General features: G+C 73.1%; 14 protein-coding genes. 11 read left to right on the top strand and 3 right to left on the bottom strand.

Features of this window, described 5'->3' with window-relative positions; translation table 11 throughout:
* Positions 1-65: 65 nt before the first annotated feature.
* From H181DRAFT_RS16325 to rsmI, 3 genes are all read right to left on the bottom strand, one after another.
* Positions 66-893, bottom strand: a complete 828-nt coding sequence (locus H181DRAFT_RS16325) for a TatD family hydrolase (protein ID WP_045865223.1) — start codon at positions 891-893, stop codon at positions 66-68.
* An 84-nt stretch (positions 894-977) separates the two neighbouring features.
* A complete protein-coding gene (locus H181DRAFT_RS29955) occupies positions 978-1,427 on the bottom strand; it encodes a hypothetical protein (protein WP_045865222.1) in 450 nt (149 codons plus the stop codon).
* A gap of 179 nt (positions 1,428-1,606) precedes the next feature.
* Entirely contained in the window at positions 1,607-2,491 is an 885-nt protein-coding gene (gene rsmI / locus H181DRAFT_RS16315) for a 16S rRNA (cytidine(1402)-2'-O)-methyltransferase (protein ID WP_045865221.1), read from the bottom strand.
* A 158-nt stretch (positions 2,492-2,649) separates the two neighbouring features.
* On the opposite strand from rsmI, the gene H181DRAFT_RS16310 reads away from it, so the two are divergent.
* From H181DRAFT_RS16310 to H181DRAFT_RS16260, 11 genes are all read left to right on the top strand, one after another.
* On the top strand, positions 2,650-4,407 hold the full coding sequence (locus H181DRAFT_RS16310; RefSeq protein ID WP_045865220.1) for a dolichyl-phosphate-mannose--protein mannosyltransferase: 1,758 nt from the start codon (positions 2,650-2,652) through the stop codon (positions 4,405-4,407).
* Between the two features lie 211 nt (positions 4,408-4,618).
* Positions 4,619-6,244 (top strand): penicillin-binding transpeptidase domain-containing protein, encoded by a 1,626-nt coding sequence (locus H181DRAFT_RS16305; protein WP_045865397.1) that lies wholly within the window; start codon positions 4,619-4,621, stop codon positions 6,242-6,244.
* 191 nt (positions 6,245-6,435) lie between these two features.
* On the top strand, positions 6,436-6,957 hold the full coding sequence (locus H181DRAFT_RS16300) for a YbaK/EbsC family protein (protein WP_045865219.1): 522 nt from the start codon (positions 6,436-6,438) through the stop codon (positions 6,955-6,957).
* Complete coding sequence (locus H181DRAFT_RS16295) at positions 6,954-7,850, top strand: EamA family transporter (protein ID WP_045865218.1); 897 nt, start codon at positions 6,954-6,956, stop codon at positions 7,848-7,850. The genes H181DRAFT_RS16300 and H181DRAFT_RS16295 overlap by 4 nt, the downstream gene beginning before the upstream one ends.
* A 268-nt stretch (positions 7,851-8,118) precedes the next feature.
* On the top strand, positions 8,119-9,999 hold the full coding sequence (locus H181DRAFT_RS16290; RefSeq protein WP_045865217.1) for an ABC-F family ATP-binding cassette domain-containing protein: 1,881 nt from the start codon (positions 8,119-8,121) through the stop codon (positions 9,997-9,999).
* A gap of 250 nt (positions 10,000-10,249) precedes the next feature.
* Complete coding sequence (locus H181DRAFT_RS16285) at positions 10,250-12,103, top strand: outer membrane protein assembly factor BamB family protein (RefSeq protein WP_045865216.1); 1,854 nt, start codon at positions 10,250-10,252, stop codon at positions 12,101-12,103.
* A 277-nt stretch (positions 12,104-12,380) separates the two neighbouring features.
* The gene (locus H181DRAFT_RS16280) at positions 12,381-13,064 is read left to right on the top strand and encodes a response regulator transcription factor (protein ID WP_045865215.1); all 684 of its coding nucleotides are present in this window, start codon (positions 12,381-12,383) and stop codon (positions 13,062-13,064) included.
* A gap of 264 nt (positions 13,065-13,328) precedes the next feature.
* Positions 13,329-14,495, top strand: coding sequence for a galactose-1-phosphate uridylyltransferase (gene galT, locus H181DRAFT_RS16275; protein WP_045865214.1), 1,167 nt, complete (start codon positions 13,329-13,331; stop codon positions 14,493-14,495).
* Position 14,496: 1 nt separating this feature from the next.
* Positions 14,497-15,591, top strand: coding sequence for a UDP-glucose 4-epimerase GalE (gene galE, locus H181DRAFT_RS16270; protein WP_045865213.1), 1,095 nt, complete (start codon positions 14,497-14,499; stop codon positions 15,589-15,591).
* Positions 15,588-16,769: a galactokinase gene (gene galK, locus H181DRAFT_RS16265; protein ID WP_045865212.1), complete on the top strand. Its 1,182-nt coding sequence runs from the start codon at positions 15,588-15,590 to the stop codon at positions 16,767-16,769. Before galE ends, galK begins: the two co-directional genes overlap by 4 nt.
* Positions 16,770-17,121: 352 nt before the next feature.
* Complete coding sequence (locus H181DRAFT_RS16260) at positions 17,122-18,039, top strand: response regulator transcription factor (RefSeq protein ID WP_045865211.1); 918 nt, start codon at positions 17,122-17,124, stop codon at positions 18,037-18,039.
* Positions 18,040-18,084 lie beyond the last annotated feature (45 nt).

Raw genomic sequence — 18,084 nt, 5'->3', positions numbered from 1 at the left:
TCCAAAGCGGCGTCACTACACAGAGTTGTCTTCCCGTGAATTCGGCGCGCCTCAGGGGCTGTTCGTCAATAGCCGAAGGCGCGCGCGGTGTTGGCCGCCACGTGCTCTGCCAGGGCGTCTTCGGACATCCCCTTCGTCTCCGCCATCGCGCGCAGCGTGACCGGAACGAGGTAGGGCGCGTTAGGCCGTCCGCGGTACGGCACGGGCGTCAGGAAGGGCGCGTCGGTCTCCACGAGCACGAGCTCCGCGGGGGCGACGGCGAGCGCGTCCCGCAGCGGCTGCGCGTTCTTGAAGGTGACGTTCCCCGCGAAGGACATGAACCAGCCCCTCGCGGCGCAGTGCCGCGCCATCTCCGCGTCGCCGGAGTAGCAGTGGAAGACGGTGCGCTCCGGGGCGCCTTCCTCGTCGAGGATGCGCAGCACGTCGTCGTGGGCGTCCCGGTCGTGGATGACGAGGGCGCGTCCCAGCCGCTTGGCGATGGCGATGTGCGCGCGGAACGAGTGCTGCTGGGCCTCGACGCCCTCCTCACCCGTCCGGAAGTAGTCCAGGCCCGTCTCTCCCACGGCGAGCACCTCGGGCAGCGCCGCGAGTTTCTCGATCTCGGCGAGCGCCGCGTCCAGGGCGGCCCGGTCGCCCACGCGCGGCGCCTCGTTGGGATGCAGCGCGACGGCGGCGTGCACCGACGGGAACTCGGCGGCCGTCTCCGCGGCCCACCGCGAGCGCTCCAGGTCGCATCCGACCTGGACGAGCGTGGTCACCCCGACCGAGGCCGCCGCGGCGACGGCCTCCCCGACCGACGGCTCCTGCATGTCGAGGTGGGTGTGCGAGTCGGCGACCGGCACGCGGAGCGGCTCGGGCAGCGGAGGTGCGGGCTGCTGCGGGGAAGTGGGCATGCCCGCGATCCTAGGACGTGGCTACGCGGCGCTGCCGGGCCCGTCCTGTCCGCACGGTGCCGCTCGGTGCGGCACCTCACCGCGTCACCGTCTGAAGAAGCGCAGGACCGTGCGGGGCCGCGCGCCGGGTCCCTCGCGCTCGTCCGCCGGTTTCTCCGCGGCGGTGTCCGGGGCTGTGTTCGCGGCGGTGTTCGGGGTGGGGGAGCGCCGGGGCTTCCTGCGCGTCAACGGGCCCGCCTGCGACGGCGTTTCCGGGGGAGTCCCCGTTTTCGGGGGCGTGCGCGGTTCCAGGTGCGACTGGGCGTCGGCGACCCTTCCCGAACGCATGATCCGCAATTGGTGGCCGTCGCAATTCACGCACGTCGGGTGCTTGATCGGCGAAGGAACGCGTTTCCCGTCCGAGTGGTACGTCACGAACGGGGTCCCGTCGGGATATTCGAGATGCCTGATCTCGTATTCCTGTTCCCAGCCGTATCCGCACCTCATGCAGGCGAAGGAGTACGCCTCGTGGGCTGTCGTTCCGGAGCGGTCCATGGCAGCACCTCTTTCCGGCCGGTGGGTCCACTACCAGTGGACTCCTCGCCGGAGGGAAAGGCGCCGTCCGTGCCCGGAACTTGAGGAGAACTTGGCCGCGCCGTGGTGCGGACGCGCACCGTCCGTGCCCTGCCCGTCCACCGACTCCCGGTCCGCCCGCGCCCCCTCGGGCAGCGGCTTTACGACGCGCTGCCGGACGCCCCCGGCGAAGTCGCCGCAGGCGGCGCCTTCTTCGCGGCCACGACCGCGTCGAACACCTCGCGTTTCGGTACACCGGCGTCCTTCGCCACGGCGGCGATCGCCTCCTTGCGGCGCTCGCCCGCCTCCTCGCGGACGGCCACCCTGCCCGCCAGCTCCGCCGCGTCCAGCTGCCGCCCGTCCTCCCGCGCCGCGCCCTCGACGACGACGGTGATCTCTCCGCGCACGCCGGCCGCGGCCCACTCCGCCAGCTCTCCGAGCGGCCCGCGGCGGACCTCCTCGTACGTCTTCGTCAGCTCCCGGCACACCGCCGCACGGCGGCCGGGGCCGAAGACCTCAGCCATCGCCGCCAGCGCGGCCTCCAGCCGGTGCGGGGACTCGAAGTAGACCAGCGTGCGCCGCTCCTCCGCGGCCTCCAGCAGCCGGGCCTGCCGCTCGCCGCCCTTGCGCGGCAGGAACCCCTCGAAGCAGAACCTGTCGACGGGCAGCCCCGACAGCGCCAGCGCCGTCAGCACCGCCGAAGGCCCCGGAACCGCCGTGACGGCGATGCCCCGCTCCACCGCCGCCGCCACCAGCCGGTACCCCGGGTCGGACACCGACGGCATGCCGGCGTCCGTCACCAGCAGCACCCGCGCGCCGTCGGCGAGAGCGTCCGCCAGCTCAGGGGTGCGGGCGGCCTCGTTGCCCTCGAAGTAGGAGACGATCCGCCCGCCGGGACGCACCTCCAGCGCCTGCGTGAGCCGCCGCAGCCGCCGGGTGTCCTCGGCGGCGACGATGTCCGCGGCGGCGATCTCGCGGGCGAGGCGCGGCGGCGCGTCCGCGACGTCCCCGATGGGCGTTCCGGCGAGTACGAGCGTTCCAGTCACCCCGCCATCCTCCCAGCCCTTCGGGGAGCGCCGGACCGTGCGCAGGCCCCGGCCGGAGGCCCCCCGGCAGCGGGCTGCCGCGCCGCCTCCGCGTGCGGAGCGCTGCGCGTGTTCCCGTGCGGCCACCCTCGCGGGAGACCGTTCCCTACGATGGCCCGGTGACGACCAGTGACACCGCGGCAGACGTCCCACGCGCGGAGACCCCGGAGGCCGCGCCGACATGGCAGGCCCGGCTCCGCGGCTTCGGCTACGCGGGACGCTCGCGTGTGGGCACCCGAGAGCGGCTGGTGCCGCCCTTCCCCGCGCCGGACGGGCGCATCGGCGCCCTGTTCGGGCTCTCGCCGCACGCCGCCGCCCGCCTCGCGCACTGGGCGGCATGGGGCGGTCCGCTGCTGGTCGCGCTGCTGGCGGGGGTGCTGCGCTTCTGGCAGCTCGGCTCCCCGCACGCCGTGATATTCGACGAGACGTACTACGCCAAGGACGCCTGGTCCCTCTTCCAGTACGGCTACGAGGGCAGCTGGCCCGAGAAGGCCAACGACCGCATCCTCGACACCCCCCAGCGCATCCCGCTGTCACCGGAGGGCGCCTACGTCGTCCACCCGCCGGTCGGGAAGTGGACGATCGGGCTCGGCGAGTGGCTCTTCGGGCTGAACCCCTTCGGCTGGCGCTTCATGACGGCCGTGCTCGGCACGCTGTCCGTGCTGATGCTGTGCCGGATCGGGCGGCGCCTGTTCCGCTCCACCGTCCTCGGCTGCCTCGCGGGGCTGCTGATGGCCGTCGACGGGCTGCACTTCGTCATGAGCCGCGCCGCGCTGCTGGACCTGGTGCTGATGTTCTGGGTGCTGGCCGCCTTCGGCTGCCTGCTGGCCGACCGCGACCGGACACGCGCGGCCCTCGCCCGCGCGCTGCCTCCGGACGATCCGCCCGACCCGGTCGACCCCTCGGCCCGGCCGGACCGGGCCGCCGTCCGCCCCGACCCGGAGACCGGCGCCCGCTTCGGGTTCGGCCCGCGCCCGTGGCGGCTCCTCGCCGGTCTCTGCCTGGGCCTCGGCTGCGCCACGAAGTGGAACGGCCTGTACATCCTCGCCGCGTTCGGGCTCCTCACCGTCCTGTGGGACATGGGCGCCCGCCGCACGGCCGGAGCGCCCCGTCCCCTCGCGGCGATGCTCCGGCGGGACTCCCTCCCCGCGTTCGCGTCCCTCGTCGTGGTGTCGCTGGGCACGTACATCGCCTCCTGGTCCGGCTGGTTCGCGACCTCCGGCGGCTACTTCCGCGACTGGGCGGACAAGGGGGGTGCGGCCGGCCCGTGGGGCTGGCTGCCGGGGCCGCTCCGCAGCCTCTGGCACTACGAGGCGGAGGTCTACGACTTCCACGTGGGCCTCACCTCCGGCCACACCTACGAGTCCAACCCGTGGAGCTGGCTCGTACTGGGCCGTCCCGTCTCCTACTTCTACGAGTCGCCCAAGGCCGGCAAGGACGGCTGCACCGCGCAGGGCGAGGGCTGCGCCCGGGAGGTCCTCGCGCTGGGGACGCCGCTGCTGTGGTGGGCCGCCTGCTTCGCCCTGCTCTACGTCCTCTACCGCTGGTTCTTCAGGCGGGACTGGCGTGCGGGGGCCGTGCTGTGCGGCGTCGCCGCCGGTTATCTGCCCTGGTTCATGTACCAGGAGCGGACCATTTTCCTTTTCTACGCGGTCGTCTTCGTGCCGTTCCTGTGTCTTGCCGTGACCATGATGATCGGGGCTCTCGCCGGACCGCCGGGAGTGGGGGAACGCAGACGCACTGCGGGAATCGTCGGCGCGGGCGTACTGGTGCTGCTCGTCGTGTGGAACTTCGTCTATTTCTGGCCGATCTACACGGGGCAGGCGATTCCCATGGAGGAGTGGCGGCAGCGCATGTGGTTCGACACCTGGATCTGACCGCCCGACTCCCCTGTGCGTAGGGTGTGTTCGGCGTCCGTAGTCTCGATCCGGTGATTATTCGAATCCGCTTCCCGGCCATATGCGCCCTAACAGGGATACCAGGGGCACGTGATGTCGCCCGAGTGCTCTAGGGTGCCTCGCACGGTCCTTGGCGCGTCGGCTGAGGCGGGGTGGAGGGGCAGAATCTCTAATGCGTGACACTCAGAAGATGGCGTTGATCGGGGGCGCCGCCGCAGTCGTCGTCGCGGCCACCGGCTTCGGCGTCTACGCCCTCGTCGGAGGTGACGACAAGGGCGGCAAGGGAGGCGTCGCCTCGTCCGACGGGAAGGGACCCGGCGAGGCCGAGGCCGGGCCGCCCAGCGCGGCGGAGGTCCGCACCACGGCGAAGCGCTTCCTCGCGGCCTGGTCCTCGGGGGACTCGGCGAAGGCCGCGAAGCTCACCGACGACGCCGCCGCGGCGGCGAAGGAGCTGAAGGGGTACCGCGACGAGGCCCACGTCTCCAAGGTCGGCCTGGCGCAGGGCTCCGCCTCGGGCACGAAGGTGCCCTTCGACGTCAACGCCCAGGTCGCGTACCAGCAGCAGCGCGCCACCTGGAACTACAGCTCCTCCCTCGAGGTCAAGCGCGACAAGAAGAGCGGCGAGGCGGTCGTCGACTGGAAGCCGACGGTGATCAACCCGAAGCTGAAGGACGGCCAGTCGGTCAGGACGGGCAAGGCGGGCACCCCGCCGATCAAGGCCGTCGACCGCAACGGTGCCCCGCTCACCAAGGAAGCGCACCCGATGCTCGCCGGCGTCCTCGACGACCTCCGCAAGCGCTACGGCGACAAGACGGACGGCGCCCCCGGTGTCGAGACCCGCATCGTCGACGCCAAGGGCAAGGACACCGGCACCACCCTGCGCACCCTCTCCAAGGGCCGGCCCGGCACCCTCAAGACCACGCTCGACAAGGACGTGCAGACCGCGGCCGAGCAGGCGGTCAAGGGCAAGGCGAAGGCGGGCGCCGTCGCCCTCAAGCCCAGCACCGGCGAAGTGCTCGCCGTCGCCAACTCGCCCGCGGACGGCTTCAACACGGCGCTGCGCGGCTCCCTCGCGCCCGGCTCCACGATGAAGGTCATCACCAGCGCCATGCTGCTGGACAAGGGCCTCGCGTCGCCCGGCAAGGAGCACCCCTGCCCCAAGTTCCACACCTACGGCGGCTGGAAGTTCCAGAACGACGACAAGTTCGAGATCGAGAACGGCACGTTCGCGCAGAGCTTCGCCCGCTCCTGCAACACCGCCTTCATCACCCAGGCCGAGAAGCTCGACGACGGCGACCTGAGCAAGGAGGCCAGCGAGGTCTTCGGCATCGGCCAGAACTGGCAGGTGGGCACCGGCACCTTCGACGGCAGCGTCCCCACCCAGACGGACGCGCAGATGGCGGCCTCCCTCATCGGGCAGGGCGCGGTCCGCATGAACCCGCTCAACATGGCGTCCGTCGCGGCGACCGTCCAGAACGGCACGTTCAAGCAGCCGCTGATCGTCTCGCCGTCGCTGGACGACCGCACGATCGCCAAGGCGAGCCGGAACATGAAGCCGCAGACGCAGGCGGACCTGAAGAGCCTGATGCAGCTGACGGCCGCGAGCGGCACGGCCGCCAAGCCCATGGCGGGCCTCAGCGGAGACGTCGGCGCCAAGACGGGCTCCGCGGAGGTCGACGGCCAGAAGAAGCCCAACGCCTGGTTCACCGCGTACAGGGGCGACCTCGCGGCGGCGGCGGTGGTTCCGGCCTCGGGCCACGGCAGCGACAACGCGGGACCGGTCGTCCGCCAGATCCTGGACGCCTCGGCCGGCTGACCCGCTGCGGTGCCCCGCGAGGCACTGCGGCAGGCGCGCACGCACAGCGGGCGGCGCTCCCTCAACGGGGCGCCGCCCGCAGCGCGTTGCGCCCCCTTGCGCGCCGCTCTCCGCCCCGCGTGCGTGCCGTGAGCCGGAGGAGGCCGAAACCGCTTCGCCCGCGCCGCCCGGCGGCAGGTAGCGTCGCCCGCATGACGAAGGCTCCTTCAGCGCACCCGCGGTTCGCCGCCGCCCTCGCGGCGCTGGGCCCGATCGCCTCGCCGGGACGGCCTCCGGGCGACGTCGAGATCCGCGCCTTCCCCGAGGCGACCCGCACCGCCGCACAGGCCGCCGAGGCCATCGGCTGCGAGCTCAGCCAGATCGTCAAGTCCCTGGTCTTCGCGGCAGACGGCGAACCCGTCCTCGTCCTGATGGACGGTGCCTCACGCGTCGACGTGCGTCTCGTGCGGGACGAGCTGGACGCCCGGAGCGTGCAGCGTGCCGACGCCGGCCTGGTACGCGAGGCGACGGGCTACGCGATCGGCGGCGTCCCGCCCTTCGGGCACGTCACGACGATGCGGGTGCTCGCCGACCGCCGGCTGCTCGGCCACGAGGTCGTGTGGGCCGCCGCGGGCACGCCCCACACCGTCTTCGCGCTCGACCCGCGGACGCTGATCGCCCACGCCGGCGGCTCGGTCGTGGACGTACGCGAGCAGAGCGCCGACGTGCCGTGACGCCGCTGGTCGTCGCGGCCGTCCTGGCCGCCGCGGTCACCCACGCCTCGTGGAACGCGCTGGCGCACCACATCGAGGACCAGCTCATCGCCTTCACCCTCGTGGGGACGGGCGGAGCGCTCTGCGGGCTGGCGCTGGCCCTCGCCGCCCCCCTGCCCGCCGCCGCGGCGTGGCCGCCGCTGCTGCTCTCCGCGGTGCTGCACGTCGTCTACCAGCTGCTGCTGATGCGGTCCTTCGGGCTCGGCGACTTCGGGCAGATGTATCCGATCGCCCGCGGTACCGCCCCGCTCGTCGTGACCGTCCTCGCCGCCGTCTTCCTGCACGAGTGGCCCGGCGCCTGGCAGACGGCCGGAGTGGCCGTCGCCGCCGCGGGACTGCTGGGCGTCGCGCTGTGGGGGATCCGCAGGGAGCGCCCCGCCGGCGGCTCAGGCCACCAGCGGCCTGGACGCGCCTCACGGGCCGGCAGCAGGCTGCCCGCGCTGACCGCCGCCGTGGCCACGGGCCTGGCCATCGCCTCCTACACCGTCGTGGACGGCGCCGGCGTGCGCGCTTCGGGCTCCGCGGTGAGCTACGTCGCGTGGCTGATGCTGCTGGAAGGCGTCCCCATCCCTGTCTACGCGCTCCTCACCCGGCGCCGCGGACTCGGCTCCGGGATCCGCCCCGTCGCGGTGCGCGGACTGACGGCCGGGGCCCTCTCCGTCGTCGCGTACGGGCTGGTGCTGTGGGCGCAGACACGGGCGCCCCTCGCGCCCGTCGCCGCGCTGCGCGAGTCGTCGATCATCGCGGGCGCGGCCATAGGGGCGCTGTTCTTCAAGGAGCGCTTCGGAGCGCCGCGCGTGGCCGCGTCCATGCTGATGGTCGGCGGTATCGCCCTGATGCTGCACGGGAGTTGAGCAGCCCGGCCGCCACCGCCGCCCTTGCCGGACGCGCCCCCGCAGCGGCGGGGGCCGGCCGCCTCCTGCCCCCGGTCCGCGCGCCACGCGCCCGCCCTCGGCCGCTCCTCGCCGCCGTCCACCGGGCCGCCCGGGCTCCGGCGGGCGCACCCGCCGGAGCCTCCGGGCACCTCAGTACCCTGGAGGGCTGATGCCGGGGCTCACCGCGTCCGGCGCCCGGTGGGGCCCCGCGCCGAAGGCCGGGGGAAGCACGCGTGACAGGAGTGAAATGGCCGTCAACCTCGTCAATCTGGAAGCCGTGGGCAAGGCCTACGGCACCCGGGCGCTGCTCGACGGTGTGTCCCTCGGGGTGAGCGAGGGCGACCGGATCGGCGTCGTCGGGCGGAACGGGGACGGCAAGACCACCTTGATCCGGCTGCTGTCGAAGCTGGAGGAGGCGGACGCGGGCCGCGTGACCCACTCGGGAGGGCTGCGGCCGGCAGTCCTCACGCAGCACGACTCGCTCGACCCCGCCGCGACCGTACGGCACGAGGTCGTCGGCGACATGGCCGACCACGAGTGGGCGGGCGACGCGAAGATCCGCGACGTGCTGACGGGGCTCTTCGGCGGCCTCGACCTCCCCGGCTTCCCCCAGGGCCTCGACACGGTCGTCGGCCCGCTCTCCGGCGGGGAGCGCCGCCGTATCGCCCTCGCTCAACTCCTCATCGCCGAACAGGACTTGATCGTCCTCGACGAGCCCACCAACCACCTGGACGTGGAGGGCATCGCCTGGCTGGCCCGGCATCTGCGCACGCGCCGCTCGTCGCTCGTCTGCGTCACGCACGACCGCTGGTTCCTCGACCAGGTGTGCACCCGCATGTGGGACGTCCAGCGCGGCGTGGTCCACGAGTACGAAGGCGGGTACTCCGACTACGTCTTCGCACGGGCCGAGCGTGAGCGCGTCGCCGCCCAGGAGGAGAGCAAGCGGCAGAACCTCATGCGCAAGGAGCTCGCCTGGCTGCGCCGCGGAGCGCCGGCGCGCACCAGCAAGCCGCGGTTCCGCGTCGAGGCTGCCAACGCGCTGATCGAGGGCGAACCGCCGCCCAGGGACACCGCCGAGCTGATGCGGTTCGCCAACTCCCGGCTGGGCAAGACCGTCTTCGACCTCGAGGACGTCTCCGTGCAGGCCGGACCGAAGACGCTGCTGAAGCACCTGACGTGGCAGCTCGGCCCGGGTGACCGGGTGGGTCTGGTCGGGGTCAACGGCTCGGGCAAGACGTCGCTGCTGCGGGCTCTGGCGGACGCCGCGCGCAGCGGCGGCGAGGTGCAGTCGGAGCTGGTGGCGGGCGGACGCGTCAAGGTCGGCAGGACGGTGAAGCTGGCGTATCTCTCGCAGGAGGTCGCCGAGTTGGACCCGGGGAAGAGGGTGCTGGAGGCCGTCGAGCAGGTGCGCGGACGCGTCGACCTCGGCAAGGGCCGTGAGATGACCGCGTCCCAGCTCTGCGAGCGCTTCGGCTTCGTGAAGGAGAAGCAGTGGACGCCCGTCGGGGACCTCTCCGGCGGTGAGCGGCGCCGCCTGCAGATCCTGCGTCTCCTCATGGACGAGCCCAACGTGCTCTTCCTCGACGAGCCGACCAACGACCTCGACATCGAGACCCTGACGCAGCTCGAGGACCTCCTCGACGGCTGGGCGGGTTCGCTCGTCGTCATCTCGCACGACCGCTTCTTCCTGGAGCGCACCACCGACCGGGTCTTCGCGCTGCTGGGCGACGGCACGCTCCGGATGCTGCCGCGCGGCATCGACGAGTACCTGGAGAGGCGTGGCCGGCAGCGGGAGGCCGTGGCGGTGCCCGCGAAGTCGTCCGGTGGCGGTGCGGCCGCGAACACCGGGGGTGCGGCATCGCCGGGCAGCGGTGCGTCCGGAGGTGCGCCGGCGAAGTCCGCCCCGGCGAAGCCGGCAGCGGCCGCTCGCGCGGAACAGAAGGAGATGCAGCGCATCGAGCGGCAGTTGGAGAAGATCGAGGAGAAGCAGTCCGCGTTGCACTCCGCGATGGCAGAGAGCGCGACGGACTTCGCACGAGTAGCGGACCTCGACGCCGAACTCCGCCAACTCAGCGGCCAGCGCGAGGAGTTGGAGTCCCGGTGGCTGGAGCTCGCCGAAGGGCAGTGACACAGGGGGATCTTGAGGGCGCCGCGAGGGGCCCGGAGGCGCGTTAACGGCGGGGCAACGGCTCCGCATCGAGCGCGTTTCGGCCCGTGCGCCCGAGCGGGAACCGGACCGCTGGTTCGTGTTGTCCGGTGATAGAAAGAGCTTCCGGTTACAAAGTCAGCCGCTAGGCGGGCCTGATGTCCGATTCGCTCCGCCCTACGGGGGTTTGAGGGGTGGACGTCCGGTCTGTTCATCAACGAGGGGACCCGTCATGTCGCAGCCGCCTCCGCCTCCGCCTCCCAGTCAGCCGCCCGGCGGCGCCTCCCCGGACGAACCGGAGGGCACCCCCTCCCTGTCCAAGGAGGCGCCGGCCCAGTCCGGTTCGGACCAGAAGGGCCCGGGCGGCCCTGAGCAGGCTCCAGGAGGTCCGGAGCAGCCGGCCGCCGGGCAGCAGCCCGCGGGCCAGCAGCCGCCTCCCGCGCCGCCGCAGCAGCCGGGAGGCTTCGGCGCGCCGCCCCAGCCGCCCGGCGGCGGGTACGGCTATCCCCAGCAGCCGCCCGGCGGTTACGGCTACCCGCAGCAGCCGGGAGGCTTCGGCGCACCGCCGCCAGGTGCGGGCTACGGCGCCCCCCAGCAGCCTCCGCAGGCCGGTTACGGCTACTCGCAGCAGCCGGGCCAGCCGCCTTACGGCCCGGGGATGTACCCGACGGCGCCTCCCGGCGGCTACGGCCCGGGCGGTCCCGGCTCCCCGGGAGGCGGCGGCGCCAACGGCAAGGTGATCGCCATCGTCGCCGCGGCGGTCGCGGCCGTCGTGGTCATCGCCACCGTCGGCTTCTTCCTGGTCAACGACGACAGCACCACGCAGTCGAAGAAGAACCGGGGGCCCACGTCGGAGAACGGCGGCGAGAAGCCGGGGAACACCACCGGCGAGGAGCTCTTCAAGATCAAGTCGCCGAAGATCAACGACGACCGCGCGGTCATCACCCCCGGCGCGTGGGCCACGGACGACGTGTTCGCCAAGACCACGGTCAACGGCGTCGTCGGCATGGACGCCGAGAGCGGCGAGAAGGCATGGGAGCTCGCCCTCGACGGCGAGGTCTGCGCGGCCTCCAAGCACGTCACCGACTCCGGCAGGACGGCGGTGATCTTCAGGGAGAACGAGTCCTACCGCTCGGACTGCAGCAAGGCCGCGGTCTTCGACGTCGACAGCGGCAAGAAGGTGTGGGAGAAGCCGCTGCCGGGCACCGGCCTCGCCACGTCGAGCGGCGTGAGCCTGACGATCAGCCAGAACACCGTCGCCGCGCAGTGGATCGGCGGGTCGGTCGCCTACAAGGTCTCCGACGGCAAGCAGCTGTGGCACTCCAAGGAGGACGGGAGCTGCCAGGACGAGGGCTTCGCCGGCGGCAAGGAGCTCATGGCCGTCGTCAAGTGCGGCAGCTACTCCGACCCGACGCTGAAGGTGCAGAAGGTCGAGCCGAGGACGGGCAAGTCGAAGTGGGAGTTCGACGTGCCGGACGGCGTCGAGCGGGTGCGCATCATCTCCACCGACCCCGTCGTGCTCGCCGTCAGCGCGGGCACCAGCACGACCACCGACGTGATGACGGTGGGCGAGGACGAGAAGCTGAAGGCGAAGATCTCCCTGGGCGACCGGAAGTACGACCCGGGTTGCAGCATCGAGGTCGAGTCGTGCGCGACGGCGGTGGCGGACAAGAAGTACGTCTACATGCCCACCGGCACCCACGAGGGCCAGACCTCGTCCACGAACGAGCTGTTCGCGTTCGACTTCGAGAGCGGCAAGCCGAAGTGGAAGTCGGACGCGGGCGAGCAGCGGACGATCATCCCCGTGCGGCTGCTCGACGGAAAGGTCATCGCGTACAAGAAGCCGACGTACTCGGGCAGCGGCGGCCAGGTCGTGGCACTGGACCCCGACGGGGGCGGCAAGCAGGAGATCTACCTGGAGAACCCCGGTACCTCCTCGCGCCAGGAGAACAACTTCGCGTCGCTCTCCATGCGTGAACCGCCCCTGTACCAGAACGGGCGCCTCTTCCTGCACCACACGCTGCTCAGCCGGAACAGCTCCCGCAGCTACGCGGAGTACCTCGGCATCGGCTTCGGCCCGCAGTGACCTCGTGACCGTCTGAGCCCGTCCGCGCGCGGTGCCGCCGCGCGCGGACGGCGCTCCACGGCCCGCCCCGGCGCCCGCGCGCCCGTCCTCCGCCGTTCTGCGCCCTTCTCGGACCGAAGGGGCGCGGAACGGCGGACGAGCGTGTAGCTTCCGGGAGCACAGGAGAGGGGCTGTGCCCGGGTGGGGTCTCACGGCTGCCGCACGGCGGCCCGGGGCACCGAGCCCGCCGGGGCGAGGGGAGGGCGCGGCCTCCGCGGGATGGTGGGGGTTGTTGCGCATGGGTGTCCGTCTCATGGTCGTGGACGAGCACAGACTGCTCGCCGAGGCCCTCGCCTCGGCGCTGAAGTTGCGCGGGCACCGGGTGCTGGCCGCCGCGGCGCCCAGCGCCGGCGCCGCGGACCTGGTGCTGAGCCGGGCGCCGGAGGTGTGCCTGCTGGGGACCGCGGTGCCCGCCGAGGCGGGCGTCTTCGATCCGGTGGTCCGCATCAAGCGGGAGAAGCCGCAGATAGCGGTGGTGGTGCTGGGTCCTGTGCCCAGCCCGCGAGGTATCGCCTCCGCGTTCGCCGCGGGGGCGTCCGGCTATGTACGGCACGACGAGCGGATCGAGGGTGTGGAACGCGCCATGATGAAGGCGCGGGCGGGGGAGTCCGCCGTGGCGCCGCAGCTGCTGCAGGAGTCCTTCGCGGAGCTGCTCAATCCCGTCGCGGAGCCCGACGACGAGGGCGCCCGGCTCCTGCAGATGCTGACGCCGCGCGAGGTGGAGGTGCTGACACGCGTCGCGGAGGGCGAGGACACCAGGCTCATCGCCGAGGGCATGCGCATCGCGCCGAGCACCGCGCGCACGCATGTGCAGCGGGTGCTGATGAAGCTCGGGGTGGGCTCGCGGCTGGAGGCCGCCGCGCTCGCGGCCCGTACGGGGCTGCTGGAGCGGGTCCCGCGCCCCGGTGCCTCGCCGGACTGAACCCGGCGGACCGTCCGCACTGCTTCAGCAGGCCCAAGCCGCAAGCCGCATGCCGTGTTGCCTGCATCCGGGTCTTCTGCCGCGTCTTTCCGCCGCTCCTCGGCCTCCCGCCGTCCGCGTCCGGTGAGATGGGCTCGGCGTGTGCAGCGGCTCTCGGCTCGGGCTGCCGTTCCGCCGTGCACGAGCAGCTCGTACGGGTTCGCGTGTTGGGGCCTGATTCTTTGTGTGCGATTATGTTCGGGTCGGAAGGTGAGGAGTGACCCGTTGAAGAAGACATCGACCCGGCTCGCCGACGGCCGCGAGATCATCTACTACGACCTGCGCGACGACGCCGTCCGCGAAGCCCCCGACGAGCGCCCCCTCGACCGCACGGCCACGGCGTCGGAGATCCGCTACGACCCGCTGCTCTCGGAGTGGACGGCCGTGACCGCGCACCGCCAGGGCCGCACGTACCACCCCCCGGCCGACGCCTGCCCGCTCTGCCCGACGAGCGGCGGGCGGCTCAGCGAGATCCCCGAGGCCGACTACGACGTCGCCGTCTTCGAGAACCGCTTCCCCTCCTTCACGGGCGGCCCGGGCCCGGAAGCCGCGGACGCCCCGCCCGGCCTCTTCGCCCACCGGCCGGGCGCCGGCCGCTGCGAAGTCGTGTGCTTCACCTCCGACCACGGGGCGTCCTTCGCCTCCCTCACCGACGCCCAGGCGCGGCTGGTGCTGGACGCCTGGACGGACCGGACCGCCGAACTGTCCCAGCTGCCCGGTGTTGAGCAGGTCTTCTGCTTCGAGAACCGCGGTGAGGAGATCGGCGTCACCCTGCAGCATCCGCACGGGCAGATCTACGCCTATCCGTTCACCACCCCCCGCACCGCGCGCATGCTCGACTCGGTCGCCGGGCACGCCGCGCGCACTGGCGGGCGCAACCTCTTCGACGACGTCCTCGCCGCCGAACTGGCCGACGGCAGGCGCGTGGTGGCCGAGGGCGAGTACTGGGTCGCCTTCGTGCCGCACGCCGCGCACTGGCCCTACGAGGTGCACCTCTACCCGCGGCGGCGGGTCCCGGACCTGCTCGCGCTGAGCGAGGAGGCCCGCGAGGAGTTCCCCGGCATCTACCTGGAAGTGCTGCGCCGCTTCGACCGGGTCTTCGGCCCGGACGAGCCGCCGACGCCCTACATAGCCGCCTGGCACCAGGCGCCGTTCACCTCGTCCCGGTACGGACAGCGCCACGGGCAGGACGGCGGTGCGGCGGCTGCCGGACGCCCCGGGGCAGCAGTGACCCGCGAGGACTTCGCGCTGCACCTCGAGCTTTTCACCATCCGACGGACTTCCGGCAAGCTGAAGTTCCTCGCGGGTTCCGAATCCGGGATGAACGTGTTCATCAACGATGTGCCGCCGGAGAGCGCGGCCGAGCGACTGCGAGAGGTAGCGAGTGACTGACATGCCCCCCACGGCGGCCCGCGTGCCGGGTTCCGTGCCTCCGCGCAAGTACCTGGTGACCGGCGGAGCCGGCTACGTCGGCAGTGTCGTCACCGCGCACCTGCTGGAGGCGGGACACGCGGTGACCGTTCTCGACGACCTCTCCACGGGCTTCCGCGAGGCCGTCCCCGAGGGCGCCGAGTTCGTCGAGGGCCGTATCCAGGACGCGGCGAGGTGGCTGACCGCGGACGGCGGCCGGGGCCCGGGCTTCGACGGCGTGCTGCACTTCGCCGCGCACTCGCAGGTCGGCGAGTCGGTGCAGGACCCGGAGAAGTACTGGCGCAACAACGTGGGCGGCACCATCGAGCTGCTCGGCGCCATGCGCCGGGCCGGCGTGAGCAGGCTCGTCTTCTCCTCCACGGCCGCCACGTACGGAGAGCCCGACGTCTCGCCGATCCCCGAGGACGCCGCCGAGGCGCCCACCAACCCCTACGGCGCCTCCAAGCTCGCCGTCGACCGGATGATCGGCGGCCACTGCCGGGCCTACGGGCTGTCCGCCGTCTCGCTGCGCTACTTCAACGTCGCCGGGGCGTACGGCGGACACGGCGAGCGGCACGACCCCGAGTCGCACCTCATCCCGCTGGTGCTTCAGGTCGCGCAGGGCCGCCGCGAAGCAATCTCCGTCTTCGGCGACGACTACCCGACGCCCGACGGCACCTGCGTCCGCGACTACATCCACGTCGCCGACCTCGCCGAAGCCCACCTCCTCGCGATGGACGCGATGACGGCCGCGGACGGGGAGACGCAGGCCGCGGGCGGAGCGGAGGGTGCGGCACCGCACCGCGTCGGCCGGGGCGAGCATCTGATCTGCAACCTCGGCAACGGCAACGGCTTCTCGGTCCGCGAAGTCGTCGAGACCGTACGGAAGGTAACCGGGCACGACGTGCCCGAGGCCGCCGCGCCCCGGCGGGACGGCGACCCGGCGACGCTGGTCGCCTCCGCGCGGCGCGCGGCCGAACGCCTGGGCTGGCACCCTTCGCGGACCGACCTGGCCCGGATCGTCCAGGACGCCTGGGACTTCGCCCGGCAGCTCGACCGGCGGACGGGCGCCGCATGACGGAGAGCCTGACGGGGACCGGCATGACCGAGCGCTTCCGGGAGGTCTACGGCGCCGAGCCCGACGGCGCGTGGGCGGCTCCCGGCCGGGTCAACCTGATCGGCGAACACACCGACTACAACGACGGATTCGTGATGCCGCTCGCGCTGCCGCACACCTGCGCGGTCCAGGCGGCACGGCGCGACGACGGCGTGCTGCGGCTGCACTCCTCGGACGTGCGGGGAGGCGTCACGGAGCTGCGCGTCGACTCGCTCGGCCCGCTGGGCGCCACCGGCGACCGCGGCGGCTGGGCCGCCTACCCGGCGGGCGTCGTGTGGGCGCTGCGGGAGGCGGGCCTCCAAGTGGGCGGCGCCGACCTGCACTTCGAGAGCACCGTGCCCACCGGGGCGGGACTCTCCTCCTCCGCGGCGCTGGAGGTCGCGACCGCCGTGGCCCTCGACGACCTGTACGGCCTGGGTCTCGACGCGCCCCGTCTGGCACAGCTCTGCCAGCGCGCGGAGAACGAGTTCGTCGGCGTGCCCTGCGGCGTCATGGACCAGATGGCGTCCGCCTGCTGCACCCGCGGGCACGCGCTGCACCTGGACACCCGCGACCTCACGCAGCGGCAGGTGCCCTTCGACCTGGCCGCGCAGGGCCTGCGGCTGCTGGTCGTCGACACCCGCGTGAAGCACTCGCTGGGCGACGGCGCCTACGCCGAGCGCCGCGCCGGGTGCGAGGCGGGGGCGGCGGCCCTGGGCGTCGGGACACTGCGCGAGGTGCCTCATGAGGGCCTGGCGGAGGCGCTGGAACGCCTCGGGGAGGCGCGGCTGCGTCCCCTCGTGCGGCACGTCGTGACGGAGAACCACCGCGTCAGCGAGGTCATACGCCTGCTGGAGACCGGACGGACGCGGGACATCGGGCCCGTGCTCAGCGCGGGCCACGTCTCGTTGCGCGACGACTTCGCCGTCTCCTGCGCGGAACTCGACCTGGCCGTCGAGGCGGCCGAGTCGGCGGGCGCACTCGGCGCGCGGATGACGGGCGGAGGCTTCGGCGGTTCGGCCGTCGTGCTCGTCGAGGCGGCGGACGCGGCAGCGGTCGCGGCGGCAGTCCGTGAGGCCTTCGTGAAGGCGGAGTACCGGGAGCCGCGCGTCTTCGAGGCGGTCCCCGGGGACGGCGCCGGACGGATCCCGCTGTCCTGAGCCCCACGCGGCAAGGGCGGCAACCGCTTTCCACCGGGACCCCGCATGCGGCCGGTGCGGCACCCCGCCCGGCCGCCGGACGGGGCCCAGGAGCGGCCCGGCACTTTCGCCAATCGGTTTCGGTAGTCACAGCGCGGCCTTACCCTGAGTGTGACGCACGCACCGGTGGGGGCCGGTGCCTTGTTTCAGGGGGCGAGAGCGCCGGGCAGCGACGCCGGGCAGCGCTTGCCGGGTGGGACAGCAGAGGCGCGGCGGTGTCCGCCCCACTGGCTTGGTGGGGGAGGTGCCCACAGCTCACGCGGATCTCTTCCCTCCGCACCGGGTGACGTACCCGCACTGCCAGGGGGTGCCAATGCAACGTATCCGGGTGCTGGTGGTCGACGACCACCGCATCTTCGCCGAGTCACTGGCCGCGGCGCTCGCCGCCGAGCCCGACGTCGAGGTCGCGGCGGCGGGCAGCACGCCGGCGGCGCTCCGCTGTCTGGAGCGGGCTGCCGTGGAGGGCCGCCAGTTCGACGTCGTACTCGTCGACGCGGACCTCGGCTCGCCGGGTACGGGCGGGGGGACGGCCCCTCCGGGCACGCCGGACTCCGCCTCCGTGGAGCGGAGTTCACCGGCGGGCGGTGCCTCCACTGCTCCGGGGGACGCCCAACTCAACGGTGCCGTAGGCCAGTTGTCCGCGGTCGTGCAGCGGGACGGCAGCCCCGGCACCGCGGGAGGGAGGCCGGGCGCCACGCCGGACGGGGGCCACGCGGCGGCGTCCGGGACGAAACCGGGCGGCATCCCCCTCGTCGGCCGCGTGCGCACGGACCACCCCGCCGTGCGCACCGTCGTCCTCGCCGAGCGCGACGACCCGCGCCTGGCGGCCTCGGCCCTCCAGGCCGGCGCCTGCGGCTGGGTCGCCAAGGACTGCTCGCTCTCCCGGCTCCTCCATGTGATCCGCGGCGTCCTGAAGGACGAGACGCACCTCCCGCCCGCGCTGCTGACAGGCGTCCTGAAGGAGCTGACCGCTTCCCGCAAGCACCGCACGGAGAGCGAGCGGCTGGTCGCGTCGCTCACGCCCCGGGAGCGCGAGGTGCTGCGCTGCATGGTCGCCGGGCTCGGCCGCAAAGCGGTGGCGGAGCGGCTCTTCCTCTCCCCGCACACGGTCCGTACGCACATGCAGAACGTGCTGGGCAAGCTGGGCGTCCACTCGACGCTGGCCGCCGTGGCGCTGGCCCGCCGGGCGGGCGTCGGCCCGGCCGACCTCGAGTCGAGCGCCGCGAACTGACACCCGGCGCGGGCGGAGCCGCGAACGGGTCCGCCTCAGGGCGCG

Source organism: Streptomyces sp. WMMB 714 (genome assembly GCF_900090125.1).
Lineage (GTDB): Bacteria > Actinomycetota > Actinomycetes > Streptomycetales > Streptomycetaceae > Streptomyces > Streptomyces daqingensis.
This window is presented reverse-complemented; position numbering and strand designations above follow the sequence as displayed.

Excerpts from the sequence above, each read along its gene's own strand:
- galE (WP_045865213.1), top strand. The coding sequence starts at position 14,497 with ATGCCCCCCACGGCGGCCCGCGTGCCGGGTTCCGTGCCTCCGCGCAAG.
- galK (WP_045865212.1), top strand. The coding sequence starts at position 15,588 with ATGACGGAGAGCCTGACGGGGACCGGCATGACCGAGCGCTTCCGGGAG.
- H181DRAFT_RS16305 (WP_045865397.1), top strand. The coding sequence starts at position 4,619 with ATGGCGTTGATCGGGGGCGCCGCCGCAGTCGTCGTCGCGGCCACCGGC.
- H181DRAFT_RS16260 (WP_045865211.1), top strand. The coding sequence starts at position 17,122 with ATGCAACGTATCCGGGTGCTGGTGGTCGACGACCACCGCATCTTCGCC.
- H181DRAFT_RS16325 (WP_045865223.1), bottom strand. The coding sequence starts at position 893 with ATGCCCACTTCCCCGCAGCAGCCCGCACCTCCGCTGCCCGAGCCGCTC.
- H181DRAFT_RS16280 (WP_045865215.1), top strand. The coding sequence starts at position 12,381 with ATGGGTGTCCGTCTCATGGTCGTGGACGAGCACAGACTGCTCGCCGAG.
- H181DRAFT_RS16300 (WP_045865219.1), top strand. The coding sequence starts at position 6,436 with ATGACGAAGGCTCCTTCAGCGCACCCGCGGTTCGCCGCCGCCCTCGCG.
- H181DRAFT_RS16290 (WP_045865217.1), top strand. The coding sequence starts at position 8,119 with ATGGCCGTCAACCTCGTCAATCTGGAAGCCGTGGGCAAGGCCTACGGC.
- H181DRAFT_RS29955 (WP_045865222.1), bottom strand. The coding sequence starts at position 1,427 with ATGGACCGCTCCGGAACGACAGCCCACGAGGCGTACTCCTTCGCCTGC.
- H181DRAFT_RS16285 (WP_045865216.1), top strand. The coding sequence starts at position 10,250 with ATGTCGCAGCCGCCTCCGCCTCCGCCTCCCAGTCAGCCGCCCGGCGGC.